This window comes from Pseudoalteromonas sp. MMG006 (assembly GCF_018101025.1).
Classification (GTDB): domain Bacteria; phylum Pseudomonadota; class Gammaproteobacteria; order Enterobacterales; family Alteromonadaceae; genus Pseudoalteromonas.
The window spans coordinates 242,847-260,283 of the sequence record NZ_JAGJEJ010000001.1 but is presented as its reverse complement, the minus strand read 5'-3'; the positions used below and the strand labels follow the sequence as shown (position 1 = coordinate 260,283).

Sequence of the window (17,437 nt, the reverse complement as noted above, 5' to 3'; positions counted from 1 at the left end):
TATTAAAGCTAACGCTTAAAACAAGGCGTTTGCTTTATTTACAATGTTTTCTACTGTAAAGCCAAAGAACTCAAACAGTTCGCCAGCAGGCGCAGACTCACCAAAGGTCGTCATACCCACTACTGCACCGTTTAGGCCTACGTACTTGTACCAATAATCAGCAATACCCGCTTCTACTGCTACGCGGCGTGTAACAGCGGCCGGTAATACGCTTTCTTTGTACTGTGCGCTTTGCTCTTCAAATACATCAGTACATGGCATAGATACAACACGTACCTTTTTACCTTGGCTGCGTAGCTCTGCTGCTGAGTCTTGTGCTAGTTGCACCTCAGAACCTGTTGCAATAATAATTAGCTCTGGCTCGCCGTCACAGCTAAGGATGTAACCACCTTTTTTAACATCTGCTAATTGCTGAGCGTCACGCGCTTGTTGCTCAAGACCTTGGCGAGTAAAGATTAACGATGTAGGACCGTCTTTACGCTCAATAGCTTGTTGCCATGCAATTGCCGACTCAACTTGGTCACATGGGCGCCAGTTGTATAAGTTAGGCGTTAAACGCATGCTTGCAATTTGCTCTACCGGTTGGTGAGTTGGACCATCTTCACCTAGGCCGATTGAATCGTGTGTGTATACAAAAATGCTTGGTTGCTTCATTAGTGCAGCCATACGTACCGCATTTTTTGCATATTCAACAAACATTAAGAACGTTGCACCGTAAGGAATAAAACCTTTATGAAGCGCAATACCATTCATAATAGCCGACATACCAAATTCACGTACACCGTAATAAATGTAGTTACCGCTTGCATCGTCTGCAGTTAACCCTTTAGAACCATCCCAAATTGTTAGGTTTGAGCCAGCTAAATCGGCTGAGCCACCCATGAACTCTGGTAAAATAGGTCCAAATGCGTTTAATGCATTTTGTGAAGCTTTACGAGACGCAGGGTTTGCAGGGTTTGCTTGTAGTTGTTCAATGTATTCTTGAGATTTTGCAGCCCAATCATCTGGTAGCTCGTTGTTAATACGACGCTTGTATTCAGCTGCAAGCTCTGGGTATGCGTTTGCGTAAGCTGCAAATTTTTCATCCCAGCTAGATTCTTGCTGTTGGCCTTTTTCTTTGCTATCCCACTGTGCGTAAATATCAGCAGGAATTTCGAATGCTTCGCCAGTCCAACCTAAAAATTCGCGAGACGCTTTAATTTCGTCATCACCTAGTGGCGCACCGTGACAGTCGTGGCTACCTGATTTATTAGGCGAGCCGTAACCAATTACTGTTTTACAACAAATTAGTGATGGTTTGTCGGTAACGCTTTTAGCCTCTGCTATTGCAGCACTAACAGCATCGCTATTGTGGCCATCAACGTCGCTGATCACATGCCAACCATACGCTTTAAAACGCGCTGGGGTATCGTCGCTAAACCAACCTTCAACTTCACCATCGATTGAAATGCCGTTGTCATCCCAAAATGCAACAAGCTTGCCTAAGCCTAATGTACCAGCAAGTGAACATGCTTCATGAGAAATACCTTCCATCAAACAACCATCGCCTAAAAAGGCATAGGTGTTGTGATCTACAATGTCGTGACCTTCGCGGTTAAACTGTGCAGCAAGTGCTTTTTCAGCAATCGCCATACCTACGGCATTTGTGATCCCTTGACCTAGTGGACCCGTAGTAGTTTCGATTCCTGGTGCATAACCGTATTCAGGGTGACCTGGCGTTTTAGAATGCATTTGACGGAAGTTTTTAATTTCGTCCAATGGTAAATCGTAACCAGTTAGGTGCAATAGAGAATAGATAAGCATTGAACCGTGGCCGTTTGAAAGAATAAATCTGTCACGGTCAGCCCACTCTGGATTAGTTGGATTATGCTTTAGATAATCGCGCCATAATACTTCAGCGATATCGGCCATGCCCATAGGGGCTCCAGGGTGACCAGATTTGGCCTTTTGTACTGCGTCCATTGACAAGACGCGAATAGCATTTGCAAGTTCTTTGCGAGATGGCATGAATTCTCCTACCTTATATGTGTATTTGCGCGGGTATTTATGTGTTCGTTAATGCTCTTATATTACTAAAGAGCTTTTATGGCATCCATTCTTACTTATTGTGGGTGCACTGTGCAATTAAAAACCCCATAAATATGGGGCATTATGAATATTTTTTAAGACCGAAAAGTTATTACTCATTTTATTTAGACGTCTAGGCGTAAAAACACTATGCAAGCAGTTTCGTTTTAGATAAAATACGCCCCTTAATTTTTTAGCGCTAATACCGACGTTTGTGAAGCGCAATATTTGTGAGCAGAAATACAATGGCAAAACATTTATTTACTTCTGAATCTGTTTCTGAAGGTCATCCGGATAAAATCGCCGATCAAATCTCTGATGCGGTACTTGATGCTATCCTAGAGCAAGACTCTCATGCCCGTGTTGCGTGCGAAACTTACGTAAAAACCGGTATGGTTATGGTTGGTGGTGAAATCACGACTAGCGCATGGGTTGATATTGAAGAAATTACACGTAAAACAGTACGTGAAATTGGCTACACACATTCAGACATGGGTTTCGATGCAGACTCATGTGCTATTTTAAACACTATTGGTAAACAGTCTCCTGACATTAACCAAGGTGTTGACCGTACTAGCCCAGAAGAACAAGGCGCAGGCGATCAAGGCTTAATGTTTGGTTACGCATGTAACGAAACAGAAGTACTTATGCCAGCTCCAATTACTTACTCACACCGTTTAGTACAGCGCCAAGCTGAGGTTCGTAAAAGTGGCGAGCTTAACTGGTTACGTCCAGATGCAAAATCTCAAGTTACTTTTGCATACGAAAACGGCAAGCCAGTAGGTATTGATGCTGTAGTACTTTCTACTCAGCACAGCGAAGACATTTCACAAAAAGATTTAGTAGAAGCCGTGATGGAAACTATCATCAAGCCAGTGCTTCCTGCAGAGCTTGTTACAAGCGCGACTAAATTTTTCATTAACCCAACGGGTCGTTTTGTAATTGGCGGACCTATGGGTGATTGTGGTTTAACAGGTCGTAAAATCATTGTTGATACATACGGTGGTATGGCGCGTCATGGTGGTGGTGCTTTCTCTGGTAAAGATCCATCTAAAGTTGACCGTTCAGCTGCATACGCTGCACGTTACGTGGCTAAAAACGTAGTGGCTGCTGGCCTTGCTGATAAGTGTGAATTACAAGTATCTTACGCAATCGGTGTTGCAGAGCCTACCTCTATCAGCGTTGAAACGTTTGGTACAAGTAAGTTAGAAGAAAGCCGTTTAATCGAGCTTATTCGTGAACACTTTGACCTACGCCCTTACGGCTTAATTCAAATGCTTGATTTAGAGCGCCCTATCTACCTTCCTACAGCGGCTTACGGCCACTTTGGTCGTGACGAATTCCCTTGGGAACGTACAGATAAAGCAGACGCACTTCGCGCAGCTGCTGGCCTTTAAGCCAAAATAGAACATAAATATAAACGGCCCTTTTTAGGGCCGTTTTTATATCTAACGTTTAATAATTAATGAACTTATGAAAGTTTATTAATTAACAATAAAATCAATCTCGAACTCTTTTGCACTTTAGGTATATACTCACCTTATTATAAAAGCTTTAGGGATAGTTTAATGGCCGAAAACTTTCGCGTTATATTTGTAGAACTTGCACAAGGTGTTGATAGCAAAACAGTGTGCGTAAATTTAGCAACTAAATTAAAAACGTCAGAAGAAAAGGTGACTCTTTTTTTAAAGGGTAAGCCATTGTTTGCGCCAAGTAATAAAGACAAAGCGCTAAAACAAGCCAAGCTTTTAGCAAGCCTCGGTATTAAAAGTAAATTACAAGCAAGTACATCACCAACGTCCTCTCAACAAATGCCAAGCAGTCAGCGCGATGAAAGAATTTTTGATGCACTAGATTATATTACGAGCAGTTTAATCCGCTTAGAAGAAAAACTTGAAGAGCTAGAGCAACGTCTTCCTGAAGCCCAATTAAAAGCACCTGATGAAATTACAGATGAATGGCAAGATGACGACCTAGTGCTTGATGAAGAGCTTATAACAACACCTGCGAAGCGTAGTAATTGGCTTTTATATGTATTAATAGCGACCGTCGTTGTTTTGCTCGTTGTGCTTGCTGTTTATTTAGGTTTTCCAAATTTATTCTCTTTTTAGGTGCGGTTAAATAATTAAATGAGCAGTAAACGAGCACAAATAAGAACTAAAATACGTAAAATACGTAATAACTTGTCAAAAAACAAACAATTAATAGCCGCTCAATCACTAAAAGTGAATTTTACTCAACACCTAAAAAGCAAAAAAACACCTAAAAACAAGCATATTGCCATTTACTTTAGCAATGACGGAGAATTAGATACCTCATTGTTAATAAATGAATTATGGAAACAAAACCACACGCTTTACCTCCCTATAATCCACCCATTTAATGGCACTACATTACTATTTCAACGCTATGAAAAAAACTCACCCATGAAAGCAAATCGCTATGGTATCTTGGAGCCTAAGCTGAACTGCTCTCAAATATGCCCATTAACTGATCTAGATTACTTACTTATGCCATTAGTTGCATTTGATAACCAAGGTAACCGATTAGGAATGGGAGGTGGGTTTTACGATAAAACACTGGCACAACTTCACCAAGGCAATTGGCAAAAACCGCAACTTATTGGCTTAGCGCATAGCTGTCAAAAAGTAGATGCACTGCCTATTGAATCGTGGGATGTTCCACTTAAAACTATTATTACTCCTGATAAAATTTATCAATGGTAATAAGCACTCACTACACATTTGATATATGAGCATGACAATGACGCAAGACGAATTAAAAAAAGCAGCAGCATGGGCTGCACTCGAGTTTGTTAAAGAAAACACTATTGTTGGTGTTGGTACAGGCTCTACCGTAAATCATTTTATTGATGCCCTTGGCACAGTAAAAGACACCATAACAGGTGCGGTATCAAGCTCTGAAGCTTCAACAGCGCGCCTACAAGCGCTAGGTATTGAAGTGTTTGAGCTAAACAACATTGATGTACTTGATGTATACGTAGATGGCGCAGATGAAATCAACGCCCAAAATGAAATGATCAAGGGCGGAGGCGCAGCACTTACCCGCGAAAAAATAGTAGCAGCGGTAGCAAAACAGTTTGTGTGTATTGTTGATGACACAAAACTGGTAGATACATTGGGCGACTTCCCGCTTCCGGTAGAGGTTATCCCAATGGCACGCAGCTACGTTGCACGTGAATTATTAAAGCTTGGTGGTGACCCTGTTTACCGCCAAGGCGTAGTAACAGATAACGGTAACGTTATTTTAGATGTACACAATTTAAGTATTAGTAATGCCAGACAACTTGAAACACAAATTAATTCAATTGTTGGCGTAGTTACCAACGGCCTTTTTGCAATGCGCGGTGCTGATAAAGTAATTATCGGCACTAAAAATGGGCCACAAATTAAATAGGATGAGGTTATGAGTAAGGTATCGTTAGCAAAAGACAAAATTAAAATTCTCTTGCTTGAAGGTGTTCACCAAAGCGCAGTAGAAACGCTTAAACGTAATGGTTACAGTAACATCGACTACGTAAAAACATCCTTACCTGAGGACGAGCTTAAAGAGCGTATTAAAGATGTGCACTTTGTAGGACTTCGTTCTCGTACTCATATTAACCAAGCTGTTTTAGACTCAGCTGAAAAGCTAGTAGCCATTGGGTGTTTTTGTATTGGTACAAACCAAGTAGATTTAAGCGCAGCACGTGAACGTGGTATTGCGGTATTTAATGCACCGTTTTCAAACACTCGCTCTGTAGCAGAGCTTGTACTTGGCGAAATACTATTATTATTACGCGGTATTCCACAGCGTAATGCAGCAGCGCACCGTGGCGGCTGGTTAAAAACAGCAACAGGCTCATTTGAAGCCCGTGGTAAAACTTTAGGTATTATCGGTTACGGCCATATTGGTACGCAACTAGGTATTATGGCTGAAAACATAGGTATGAACGTCGAGTATTACGATATCGAAGACAAACTGTCTTTAGGTAACGCTACGCAAGTACATAACCTAACGCAGCTTTTACAACGTGCTGATATTATTAGCTTACACGTTCCAGAAACACCGCAAACTAAAAACCTAATTGGCACAGCAGAACTGGCTGTAATGAAGCAAGGCTCTATTTTGATCAATGCTTCACGCGGTACTGTGGTAGATATTGATGCACTAGCAGAAGCACTTAGCGAGAAAAAACTCAGCGGCGCAGCTATTGATGTATTCCCGGTTGAGCCAAAATCTAACGAAGAAGAATTTGTATCGCCACTGCGTGAATTCGACAACGTTATTTTAACGCCGCACATTGGTGGTTCAACCCAAGAAGCGCAAGAAAACATTGGTATTGAGGTAGCCGGTAAATTAGCTAAATACTCAGATAATGGCTCAACTATTACGGCTGTTAACTTCCCTGAGGTTTCGCTGCCAGAGCTTGCTAATCGTAGCCGTTTATTACACGTGCACCACAACCGCCCAGGTGTGTTAACGCAAATTAACCAAGCGTTTGCCCAGCACGGTATTAACATTGCTGCTCAGTACTTACAAACTGATGAATCAATTGGTTATGTAGTTATTGACGTAGATACCGATCAGTCAGAAGTTGCACTTAAAGAGCTAAGCGCAGTAGAAGGTACAATTAGAGCGCGTATTCTTCACTAAAATAGCTATTAGTCAAAATAATAAAAGCCGTATTTGATTAATCAAATACGGCTTTTTACATTCAGCTGATGATATATAGATTATTGCAATTATTCGCCTTTAACTTCTAAATTAACAAGCTTGACTAATTCTTCAGGTTGACCAGCTAACATCATTATTTGTTGGTTAATTTCCATCATGGTTTTACCTTCAGGCAATTTTGCCGATACACTCAATGAGTTTAAACCTTTAGCAAAATCAGTTAGTGATTGTGCTATTTCTTCAGTCACGGGAGCTTGCTCTAACTGCTGCTGTAGCATCATTTGCATTTGCTCAAGTGTCATACCTTGTTTTTCAAGCTCACTGGCAAACAGCTCTTTTAATTGACCTTGATTATTAAGTACTAAGTTAATATTACGCGGCTCAAGCTTACTCATGGCTTGCATAATTAAGGTTTGCTGTTGTAACTCTTGCTCGTACGTAAGCGGCGTATTGCCAGCTTCTTGTTGCGCTTTGCTTATAGCAAGAGACGCATCCATTAGCGCTTTAGAGTTGGCAAGGCCTACATCCATGTTGAAACTAGCAATATCTTTCGCATTAAGCTTTAAGGCTACATCACTGTCGCCAGACTGCTCATCGTAATCAAGCGATGAGCTTAAGTCGTAACTTGCAGAGGCGAGCATCTCATTTGTATTAGCCGGTAGCATCGCTACAAAATCTTTATCAAACTGAAAGCTTTTAACTTCAAACGATGTATGCGGCGATATTTTATCGGTTTCGTAGCCACTTACTTCAATACTCTGAATATTGGCGACTTTATCACCTTCAGGACTCATTACTTCCATGTTAGTAATTTCAACACTTTTAGAAATAACACTTGCTGATAAACCCGCATATTTAAATGTTGCGCCGGTTTGCTCGCTCACTAGCGCAAGTTGCTTATCTACTTCAGTGCGTACTTCTTGAGTTGCTACATAATTTGCGTAGCTAACACCGCCTACGCCGGCTGCAACAATGGCTATAGCTATAACTAGTTTTTTCATGTTATTTCCTTATTTAATTCTTTATATAGACTGTCTTAGCCCAAGAGTAACATTGCAATGCAGTACCTGTAACTGTTAATTAATCAAACTAAGTAACTCATGTACTGTTTTTACTGGTGTAATTTTGGCGCCTAGTCCTTCCATAGACTTATGGTAATTACGAAACGGAATAAATATTTCTGTAAAACCATGCTGCGCCGCTTCTTTAACGCGAGGCACGCCGCTGTCGATTGGCCGTACGTCTCCGTTTAGGCTGAGCTCGCCCATAATGCAGGTTGTACGCGGTACTACAAACTCGTTTAAGCTGCTTAAAAGCGCAGTAACTAACGCTAAATCAATACAGGTTTCGGTTTCATCGATTCGTAAACCGCCCACAATATTAAAAAACGTATCGTGGAATATTTTAGTTTTAGTATGCTTACGTAAAATACCAGTGAGCATTTTTATTCGGTTCATGTTCAAACCCACGCACACACGCTGCGGAAACTCTGCTTCGGTTTCGGTGGTTAAACATTGTATTTCGAGCAATAGATTACGATTACCTTTACGAATACAGGTAATCGTAGAGCCTGGTGATTCTGTGCTTGAACCGGATAAGAAAATTTCGCTTGGGTTATCTACGCTTAACATTCCGCGTTCGCACATTTTAAAAATACCTACAGTATCAATGTCACCAAAACGGTTTTTGTTAGCTCTAAGAGTACGTACCTGTCCATCATTAGTATCAATATGCAGCAAGGCATCCACTATGTGTACTAATGTTTGCGGCCCTGCTATTTCGTTGTTTTTGTTTACATGGGCAATAATAAACATGGTTACATCATTTTGCTTACAGTACTGAGTAAGCGCTTGCGCAGCACTTTTTACTTGAGAAGGCGAACCTGGGCTGCCATTGGCAGTGTCGGTAACTACGGCTTGTATAGAGTCGATTACTGCAAACTTAATTTTATTTTTATCAAGTTCTTCAATAATGGTTTCTACGCTGGTTTCGGAGAGTAAGTAAAGTTCATCCGGGTTGTAATTAAGCTTTAGTCTGTTTACACGGTTTTTAAACTGCGACAGTGACTCCTCAGCCGTACAATAAAGTGACGGCATACGCTGTGACATTCTGGCAACTAAGTCAGATAAAAGCGTTGTTTTACCCGCCCCCGGATCGCCGGAAATAATATTTACCGAGCCTGTGGTTACACCGCCGCTTAATACACGGTCCAGCTCGCCAATTTCTGTAAGCTGTTTTTCGGCCTCAGTGGTGGCAACATCATCAATTTTTTTAGATCCGCCGCCAATACCACCTGCATAACCTCCTACTGTTGCTCGTGCAGCAGCCTTTTTGCTTTGCCCTGCTGAGGGTTTAAACTCAGCTAATGTGTTCCATGCGCCGCAGCGACACTGCCCTTGCCAACGTTGATAGTTCATGCCACATTCGGTACAAACAAATTCTACTTTTGCCGCTTTAGCCATTTATAACCTTACCTACTATTTTTAATTTTAAAATATTTGCTATTCGCTATAGCATTTTACTATTTTAGTGCATTTACAAATATAAAAAAGCCAAAATACAATAGCTTGACCCTACAGTGGTTACAAGCTTGCGTTGTTTTTATACTTACTTTAGATTAGGGCATACTTTTTGCTTTTGATAACTTAAAGTAACTTGCCAACAAATTGGCATTTAACACATAATAACAAGAGTTAGACTGTACTTATACGAATAGCCGTTCCTATATTAATAGCACTGAGCGATGTTGCGTTTATTGAATTAGCAAATAAATGGACTTTACAGTATATCTACTTTTCAATTAGACGGTGATGATTTATAAATGGCTGAAGACATACTGCTCAAGTACGAAGACCTCGTAAACGAGCTAAAAACATATTTAGGTAATGCAAAATTCGACCTAATTTTCAAATCAAAAACGGCAAGCTTAACTAAACCAGAGCAGTTTTTGATGAAAATGGAAATGTCGCGCTTATCTCAGCCTGTGGCTCGCTTTATTGATCTACGCGGTTTAGTGACCGGACAAGTAAAACCTTATGAGCACAATGGCAAGCAGCACTTTATGGATACCACTGCCGTTGAGGTCTTTGAAAAAGCGCTAGAACAACATGGCGGGTACACATTAGCTGTTTACGAAGCGGTTATGAATACCGAAAATAACCACCGCGTATTACAAAAGCAAGCCGCTGAGCAATCAGAACTTCAAGAGTTTGAAAATAAATTAAGTACGGAGGTAATTAAGTTTGCTTCTTACGAAAGCCGTCGCGAAGAGCGAATGAACTACTCAATCAAGGTAACTATTGAGTATAAAGATAATAAAAATATTGCAGCTACCACCTCCGATATATCTTTAAGTGGCTGTAAAATAAAGTTAGCCACTCGTTACTCAATAAAAAAAGGCGAGCTAATAGCCATGCGCTTAGTCGGGCTTGAGCAAGATTTTGAGCTAGGCTTAAAAAACGGAATTCAATATGAAGTTGTTGCCATTGAAAACATCTCTCGTGAATATAATCATATCCGTTTAAAACGTACCTACATAGAAAAAAACGAAGCCTTTGATAATTTTTTAAACAGCTTTATAAACGGCAATAAACGTCGCTACAAAGTAAATTTAGATAACACCCTTGATGCCGTTGTTTCCAAAGGCTACGAGCAATATTATATTCCTCGTGTTACGTCTTTATACGTGTTCTTGAGCAAAAAAGACGAGGCACTTTATCCGAGTTTAAGCTTAACCACAGAAAACAATATTTTTATTCAGCGTTACTTCACCGACGAAAGAAAAGTGCCATGTTTGTACAACGTACTTAACCATCAACGAGTTACGCAGCTTTTAGCACAAATAACGGCGGTTAAAGAAGATTACCTGTACACGTTTACACATGTATCATCGGGTAAGATTTACTATTACTCAGCAACAAGAACTGAGTTAAATAATAACCCTAAATTAAAAGATTTATTTTTAGGCTTTGGTAGTCAAAAAGAGAGCTGGCAAAGTTTTAAAATACAAATAATGCCGAGTCACCCTGATGACTCTTTTATTCCGCTTTCACTACCAAATAGTGTAGGCTCTAATATTGAAAAACTGAATAAGCCGCCTTCTCCACGCGTAAAAGGGCTTATTAAAGACGTAAAATATGTGGTTGTACTTACAAATATAGGTAACAAAGCTGAGCAAGAAGATTACAAGCAACTATCTTATGACAAAACACTCGTTAATCAGCTTAAGCTCTTTGGCCATGCCAAACACGAATCCCCACCTTATTTAGATATTGTGCCACTTGAGTACGTTAACTTACGCTCGCATAAACGCTACTTATATAAAACACCAGTCAGCATTACTGTAAATGGAACTGTATATAATGGATATACAAGGGATTTTTCGATAATGGGCTTACAGCTTGAGTGTGAGCACCCCGTTACATTTAAAAAAGGTGACATTGTACTTTTAGACTTCCCTGAGCTGCAAAAAATAACGAAAAAGCATAAACTCAGTGAATTAAAATATGAGGTAATGGCAATTAGCAAGTCATTAACCACTATTAATTTAAAAGCTAACCGAGTAGCTGATTTGCCTCATGCTGGCGTTACTTTTTTTACTCAGTTAATAGAAGGGAACAAAGATAAACTAAAAGTATCTGAGGAAGCACCAAAAGTAGAAGGTCTCTCTACAGCCCTTAGAAATATGGTCACTAAAAGTGTATGCCAATTCCCACTATACTTACACAAAGAGGCTGCACATTTTAAAACAGGTGCTATTGGCTTTGGCTTATATGCAAGTCCAATGCATGTGATTTTGCAAAATTTTGGTTTATTGAATAATAAAACCGATTTATCGAGTGTTTTAACGCAAGAACAGATAGTTGATGTGATTACCCCCAATATTAAAGATCGTAGCCGGCAAGACCCACCTCTTGCTTTTACACTTGCTATTAACTTTGACCCACGTAAAAGCACTATTGAAGATGCTATTGTAAGCCAATGTGTATTAGGTGAAGATTACACTAGCTTTAACAAGCAAATAAGCAAAGGCATTAAGTCGGAGCTTATATTTGTAATGCGACTTTATATTTCGCGTACAGGACGCCCTGATACCGACTACTTATCCAACGAGCTAAAATACGTAACCCAATATGCCATGCACAAAGCAAAAGATTTAGAAGAAGCTTTATGGGCTGTTGCGGGTGTAGGCGACATGGTTGATATAACCGAAGAAGCTTTAAGTCACCTTGAGCTTAAAAAAGAGCAAGTAGAACAAATGAATCGTCGTAAATTAATTTGGTTAAACCGCTTACGCTAAGCGGTTTAACCTTTTACTTATGCGCTTGGCTTTTCATTTAGCGGAATAGCGAGCATATACAATAACTGCAATAACGAACCTTGGCATATAGCAGCTTGAGCCTGCTCAACCACTTTAGGCTTGCCATGTACGGCAACACCAAGCCCAGCTTGAGCCATCATAACTAAATCGTTTGCACCATCACCAATTGCTACCGTTTGTGCTTTTTTAAGGCCTAGCTTTTGCTGAAGAGACTCGAGTACCACTGCTTTTTGCTGCGCATCCACAATAGTTCCAAGTACTTTACCTGTTAACTTATCGTCTTCAAATTCCAGCACATTAGCATGCACTTCATCTAAATTAATTAGCTCTTGAACGCGCTCTGCAAAAGGCACAAAACCGCCCGACGCTATGGCTAAATACCACTGGTGCTGCTTTAAAATTTGGCACAACGCTTTAATACCTGGCATTAAAGGAAGCACACTTTTCAGATCATCTATTAAGCTTTTTTCTATGCCTGTGAGCTTAGCTACACGCTGATTTAAACTTTCGCTAAAATCAAGTTTGCCAGCCATCGCAAGCGCTGTCACTGAGGCGACCTCATCGTATACATTGGCTAAACGTGCTATTTCATCAATACATTCAATAGTAATAGCCGTTGAGTCCATATCCATAACAAGTAAGCCTGGCTCGTACAAGTTAGGAGGTGTGGCTACTTGCACTAGTTGACAATCAAGGGAGCTTGAAAATTCTTGCAGCGCTAACGGGTTTATTGCTTGCTCTGCATTTTGTGCATAAAAACACAATGCAGGCGCTAAACCTAAATCAGGTTGAAACTGACAGATAGCTGTGACTGTTTGATTATATTTATCCAAAAATTCAATAATCTGTATAACATGCTTTCGCTCAAAATCTCCCGCAAATGCAATGCTAAATAACCCTAATTTTTTATCTGGAATATCATTAACCGGTATAAAATTGCCACCACTGTAGGTAAACCACTTATTTAAAGTTAAGTGTTGTAATGATTGCTCAGCAACTGGCTGTGCCATGCTCGTTTGCGACATGGGTTCTCCGTGTTTATTTTTATTTTCCTGATTTTGGCATATCAAAGGTTAACTAATATTTACGCTAAATTCGCCATCAGGTAGGGTTTAAGGTTATAGTTAGTGTAGTTGTAACATCAAATCAAAATGCTGTCAGCAGCATATACGGTGACTATGAAAAATAACCATATTAAAAACCCTATTACCGCATCTCAAAGAAAGCGCTTAGTACGCTTAATACTCGCGGCTGGCTGTTTTGTATTACTAAGCTCGGTAGGTGTTAATAGTAGTTTTCAAAGTCATCAGTTATTGTATGACAGCGCCGATAACACAGCACAAAGCTTAGCTAAATTTATGGCTTTAAACGTTAAAACACCGCTTATTGAAAAAAACAAACCTCAGCTCAATGCAATTTGTAATGATATAAGTAAAGATAAATTTGTGCTTTCGGCCACCATTTACGATCAACAAGGTATTTTAATTGCCAGTAGCGATAATTGGCAATCACATCATGTTTTTGGGCAACTGCCCGACTCTACCCCTGGTATTAGTAAGCTTAAAACACCTTTTATAGAACCTGTAATAAATAACGATGACCGCCCCATTGGCTTTGTATCAGTTACATATTTAACGCGCGCAGCTATATCAGACAGCCACAATCATTTTCATGATTTAGGCAGGCAAGTTTTATTAATGCTAGTAATTGCGTGTATTTTCACATGGCAACTGGGTCGAGGTTTAAAACGTTGGCAGGTTAGCCGCTATATACAAAAAACCTCAGAGCAAGAGTCATAAAGCGCTTTAGCAAGTACCTCTTTATTGCTGCTATGCTTTAAATTGCATAGTACATTGAACACATTTGGAATGTGAAGCGGTGTATTAATCTCGCCTTGGTGGCCACTTAATGGCATTGAGGGCGAGTCTGTTTCGAGTACTAAATGTTGTGGCGCTATTTGAGCAATTACATTACGGGTTTTTGCTGCGCGCTCATAGGTAATAACCCCACCAACGCCTAACTTAAAACCCTGCTTAATATAATAATGTGCTTGCTGCTGTGACCCCGAAAACGCATGTATCACCCCACCATATTTTGGCTTACAGCGTTTAAACGATTGCGCAATTAAATCATGGCTTTGTCTGTGGTGCACAATTAACGGTAAATTTAACTCATTGGCAATCGTTATTTGTTGCTCAAATAACCGCGTTTGTTTTTCAAGGTCTTCAATACTTCTATCAAGCCCACACTCACCTATTGCCACCAGCTGGTTAATATTTGCTTTTGCAAAATCAAACAGCTGCGCTAAGTGTGGTTCTTTATGCTCATCTAAAAAATAAGGATGAAGCCCTGCGGCAATATGTACTGGTGGGTATTTGCTTTTAAACTTAATTAACTGTTTAGATTGGGCCAAGCTAATGCCTGGCACAACAAAGCGCTCAACTCTCTTCGCAACACACGCTTTTATAAGTGATTCGCGCTCTGCGTCAAATTCACTAAAGTCGAGATGGCAGTGGGAATCTGTAAACTTCACAGCGTAAACCGCTTAAGGGTTTAAACGTGTAACTTGCCAGCTATTATCATCCTGGCGTTGATACATAAAGCGGTCGTGTAAACGATGTGCGCCTCCTTGCCAAAACTCTATTTTAGTCGGGACTACGCAGTAACCGCCCCAAAAATCAGGCAATGGGATTTCACCTTTGGCAAACTTACTCTTCATATTAGCAAAGGTTTCCATAAGGACTTTTCGAGACGACACTGGCCTACTTTGCGCTGAAGCCCAAGCCGCTAATTGGCTTTCTTTAGGGCGTGATAAAAAGTATTTTGCCACGGCTGATGTAGGTAATGGTTTAGCCTCGCCGTACACAATTACTTGGCGCTCCATATGGTGCCATGGAAAATGCAGCGATATTTTATTATTACCTTTTAGCTCTTGCGCTTTACGAGAGCCTGTATTGGTAAAAAATACAAACCCGTTATCATCAAGGTGTTTTAACAATACAATACGCTGCGAAGGCTGCCCTGTTTCATCAACCGTTGCCACAACCATAGCCGTTGGATCAGGCACGTTACTGCCCACAGCATGCTCAAGCCATGTTTCAAATTGTTTAAATGGGTCATCTTGCAAAGTGTCTTCGCTTAACGCATCTTGCAAGTATTCACGGCGGATATCTTCGAGTTTCATAAACAAATCCTTCTCTGTTTATTAAAGCGTATGTAGGTAAGTAAGGTCAGGCAATCAATAGTAATCAGTAATAATCAGTAATAAGAACAATTTTATATTTTGGGTTAGTGCTTGGTTAATGTTGGGTTTCGTTTCACTCAACCCAACCTACGGTGCTATCAGCTATCAGCTATCAGCTATCAGCTATCAGCTATCAGCTATCAGCTATCAGCTACAAAATTGATTAACTTACAAAAGTTCGTCAAGTAAAGCCTAAAATCATCTGCAAGTGTAGGAGTGCTAGCAAGGCGGTAAAGCTATTTATGCCAAGGAGCATACGGTTTGTATGTGACTTAGGCTAAATAGTTTTACCAACGCAGCTAAAGCGAACTACACGAAGCAGAAGGTGACTACATTTGCTCCATGACTTCAATGCCTAACAGATCCAATCCTGTTTTTAGCGTATCTGCCACTAAATTACACAACACTAAACGGCTGTCACGTACGCTTGGCTCTACGCCCTCTTTAAGTACTGGGCAGGCTTCATAGAATGTCATGTATAAGCTAGCTAGTTCGTACAAGTACCCACATAATACGTGCGGAGTGGCCTCGTTGATCATTAAATCAAGTACTTCTTCAAGCTGCAGCAATTTAAGTGCTAGCGCTTTTTCTTGCGGCTCAGCTATGACTACATTAGCATTTAGTGTAGCGGCATCGACACCTGATTTACGAAAAATACTACGAACACGCGTATAAGCATATTGTAAGTAAGGTGCTGTTGCGCCTTCAAAACTTAGCATGCTGTCCCAGTTGAATATGTAATCACTGGTACGGTGCTTAGAAAGATCAGCGTATTTAACGGCGCCAATACCTACTTTGCGGGCTATTTCACTACGATCATGATCCGATAAATCAGACTCACGCTCAGCTAATTTTGCAGCTGCACGGCTAATTGATTCTTCAAGTAAATCAGCCAGTTTAACAGTGCCACCGGTACGGGTTTTAAATGGTTTACCATCAGCGCCCATCATGGTGCCAAACGGGCAAAACTCATAGCTTGTTTCATCGCGTAAAAGGCCAGCTTTTCGTGCTGTAAGCTCTACTTGATTAAAGTGAAGACTTTGACGTGCATCAACAAATATTAAAATACGTTCAGCACCCAATTTATTTGAGCGGTAATCACACGCGGCTAAATCAGTGGTTGCATATAAAAAGCCACCGCCTGATTTTTGCACGATAAACGCCGATGGCTCGCCATCTTTATTTGCAAGCTCATCTAAAAACACCACTTGTGCGCCTTGCGACTCTACAGCAATGTTTTTATCTTTTAATAGGCTAATAATATCGTTAAGCTCACTGTTGTAAGCACTTTCAGCCATAATATCAGCTTGAGTAAGCGTTACATTTAGGCGTTTGTAAACTTCTTCAGAGTGCTTAACTGAGGTCGCTATAAATAGCTTCCATAGTTTTTCACAGTGCGCATCGCCACCTTGTAGTTTAACAACGTAATCACGGGCTTTATCTGCAAAACCTTCTTCATCGTCAAAACGTTTTTTAGCGTCGCGGTAAAACGTTTCTAAATCAGCAAGCGCTACCGACTCTAAATCTACGCCTTGGCTAATTTGATCTTCTAAATGCGCAATCAGCATACCAAATTGTGTGCCCCAATCGCCCATGTGGTTTTGACGAATGACTTTATCGCCTCTAAATTCAAGGGCGCGTACAATGGCATCACCAATAATGGTTGAGCGTAAATGACCTACGTGCATTTCTTTTGCAAGGTTAGGCGATGAGTAATCTACCACGACAGTTTGTGGCTTAATGTGCTCGTTTACGGCAAGCTTTACATCGCTGTTAGCCGCTTCTACGCTTTTGGCTAAAAACTCAGGCTTTAAATGAATATTAATAAAACCAGGGCCAGCAATTTCAGTTTTTTCAGCAATGTCGCTTACATCTAACTGATCAATAATTTTTTGCGCAAGCTCACGTGGGTTGCTTTTCATTTTTTTAGCGGCGCCCATTGCACCATTAATTTGGTAATCACCAAACTGTGGGCGTGTACTTTGTGTAACCGCTGGGTTTGTATCTTCAGGTAGGCCTGCTGCGGTCATGGCGGCAATGGCTTTTTCTACTAAAATAGTACGAATGTTCATTATATTATTTACCTTTGTAAGCCCGCCTTAGCAGGCTTTCAGTTAACTGTAGTCAGT

The 17,437-nt window shown here is 40.5% G+C and carries 14 protein-coding genes; 7 read left to right on the top strand and 7 right to left on the bottom strand.

Annotated elements, in window-relative coordinates; genetic code table 11:
- Positions 1-15: 15 nt before the first annotated feature.
- A complete protein-coding gene (tkt, locus tag J8L73_RS01130) occupies positions 16-2,007 on the bottom strand; it encodes a transketolase (RefSeq protein WP_211014319.1) in 1,992 nt (663 codons plus the stop codon).
- 305 nt (positions 2,008-2,312) lie between these two features.
- On the opposite strand from tkt, the gene metK reads away from it, so the two are divergent.
- From metK to serA, 5 genes are all read left to right on the top strand, one after another.
- A complete protein-coding gene (gene metK, locus J8L73_RS01125; RefSeq protein WP_182755259.1) occupies positions 2,313-3,464 on the top strand; it encodes a methionine adenosyltransferase in 1,152 nt (383 codons plus the stop codon).
- Between the two features lie 171 nt (positions 3,465-3,635).
- Positions 3,636-4,178 carry a hypothetical protein gene (locus tag J8L73_RS01120; protein WP_211014317.1) on the top strand — a complete coding sequence of 181 codons (543 nt, stop codon included), beginning with the start codon at positions 3,636-3,638 and terminating at the stop codon, positions 4,176-4,178.
- An 18-nt stretch (positions 4,179-4,196) separates the two neighbouring features.
- On the top strand, positions 4,197-4,793 hold the full coding sequence (locus tag J8L73_RS01115) for a 5-formyltetrahydrofolate cyclo-ligase (RefSeq protein WP_211014315.1): 597 nt from the start codon (positions 4,197-4,199) through the stop codon (positions 4,791-4,793).
- Positions 4,794-4,830: 37 nt separating this feature from the next.
- Positions 4,831-5,484, top strand: a complete 654-nt coding sequence (gene rpiA / locus J8L73_RS01110) for a ribose-5-phosphate isomerase RpiA (RefSeq protein WP_210999133.1) — start codon at positions 4,831-4,833, stop codon at positions 5,482-5,484.
- Between the two features lie 9 nt (positions 5,485-5,493).
- Positions 5,494-6,723 carry a phosphoglycerate dehydrogenase gene (serA, locus tag J8L73_RS01105; RefSeq protein ID WP_210999132.1) on the top strand — a complete coding sequence of 410 codons (1,230 nt, stop codon included), beginning with the start codon at positions 5,494-5,496 and terminating at the stop codon, positions 6,721-6,723.
- A gap of 89 nt (positions 6,724-6,812) precedes the next feature.
- Here the strand turns inward: serA and J8L73_RS01100 are convergent, their stop codons facing one another.
- Together J8L73_RS01100 and radA are read right to left on the bottom strand one after the other, a co-directional pair.
- On the bottom strand, positions 6,813-7,745 hold the full coding sequence (locus J8L73_RS01100) for a hypothetical protein (protein WP_211014313.1): 933 nt from the start codon (positions 7,743-7,745) through the stop codon (positions 6,813-6,815).
- 75 nt (positions 7,746-7,820) lie between these two features.
- Positions 7,821-9,206 (bottom strand): DNA repair protein RadA, encoded by a 1,386-nt coding sequence (gene radA, locus J8L73_RS01095; RefSeq protein ID WP_210999130.1) that lies wholly within the window; start codon positions 9,204-9,206, stop codon positions 7,821-7,823.
- A gap of 359 nt (positions 9,207-9,565) precedes the next feature.
- Here radA and J8L73_RS01090 point away from each other — a divergent pair, with 359 nt between their 5' ends.
- The gene (locus tag J8L73_RS01090; RefSeq protein WP_211014312.1) at positions 9,566-12,043 is read left to right on the top strand and encodes a PilZ domain-containing protein; all 2,478 of its coding nucleotides are present in this window, start codon (positions 9,566-9,568) and stop codon (positions 12,041-12,043) included.
- 17 nt (positions 12,044-12,060) lie between these two features.
- Here the strand turns inward: J8L73_RS01090 and serB are convergent, their stop codons facing one another.
- Positions 12,061-13,089 carry a phosphoserine phosphatase SerB gene (gene serB / locus J8L73_RS01085; RefSeq protein ID WP_211014310.1) on the bottom strand — a complete coding sequence of 343 codons (1,029 nt, stop codon included), beginning with the start codon at positions 13,087-13,089 and terminating at the stop codon, positions 12,061-12,063.
- A gap of 153 nt (positions 13,090-13,242) precedes the next feature.
- On the opposite strand from serB, the gene J8L73_RS01080 reads away from it, so the two are divergent.
- Positions 13,243-13,863, top strand: coding sequence for an AhpA/YtjB family protein (locus tag J8L73_RS01080; RefSeq protein ID WP_211014308.1), 621 nt, complete (start codon positions 13,243-13,245; stop codon positions 13,861-13,863).
- Here J8L73_RS01080 and J8L73_RS01075 read toward each other — a convergent pair.
- From J8L73_RS01075 to argS, 3 genes are all read right to left on the bottom strand, one after another.
- Positions 13,830-14,597 carry a TatD family hydrolase gene (locus J8L73_RS01075; RefSeq protein WP_211014306.1) on the bottom strand — a complete coding sequence of 256 codons (768 nt, stop codon included), beginning with the start codon at positions 14,595-14,597 and terminating at the stop codon, positions 13,830-13,832. The genes J8L73_RS01080 and J8L73_RS01075 overlap by 34 nt on opposite strands.
- A gap of 12 nt (positions 14,598-14,609) precedes the next feature.
- On the bottom strand, positions 14,610-15,248 hold the full coding sequence (gene pdxH, locus J8L73_RS01070) for a pyridoxamine 5'-phosphate oxidase (RefSeq protein ID WP_210999125.1): 639 nt from the start codon (positions 15,246-15,248) through the stop codon (positions 14,610-14,612).
- 389 nt (positions 15,249-15,637) lie between these two features.
- Entirely contained in the window at positions 15,638-17,380 is a 1,743-nt protein-coding gene (gene argS / locus J8L73_RS01065; RefSeq protein ID WP_211014304.1) for an arginine--tRNA ligase, read from the bottom strand.
- Positions 17,381-17,437: the final 57 nt, after the last annotated feature.